Source organism: Streptomyces sp. SP17BM10 (assembly GCF_036322405.1).
Lineage (GTDB): Bacteria > Actinomycetota > Actinomycetes > Streptomycetales > Streptomycetaceae > Kitasatospora.
Genome location: NZ_JAQYXB010000159.1, coordinates 1 through 370, shown reverse-complemented (window position 1 = coordinate 370; position 370 = coordinate 1). Strand labels below are relative to the sequence as shown.

General features: G+C 72.2%; 1 pseudogene. It reads left to right on the top strand.

Annotated elements, in window-relative coordinates:
• A pseudogene (locus PUR71_RS40865) lies at nucleotides 1–213 on the top strand (hypothetical protein); the annotation flags it as partial.
• Nucleotides 214–370: the final 157 nt, after the last annotated feature.

Here is a 370-nt window from a genome sequence, read left to right as displayed (position 1 = left end):
GTCCGGCGGGCGCTCGGCGTGCGCACGCAGCGGCGGGCGCTCGTCGTCACCGACTCCGAGTTCTCGGTGGAAGGCGACGCCGCCCCGCGGCCCGCGCTCTCCGCCGCGGGCCGCGCCGACGGCGCCGCGCTGCGCGCCGACGCCGTCCTCACGCGGACGGGGCGCGCCCGGGAGTCCGTACGGGTGCAGCTCGAGCTCGCCGGGAACGACTAACTCGGCCTCGCCGGGCACGCGGGGGGCTCCGGGGGGGGGGCGGGGGGGTGGGGTGGTTGGTGTCGGGCTTGTATAATCGGGGTGTTTTTGGTGTTTTGTTTTTTTTTTTTTTTTTGTTGTTGTTTATGTTGTGGGGCTCGGCGCGGCCCCCCCCCCT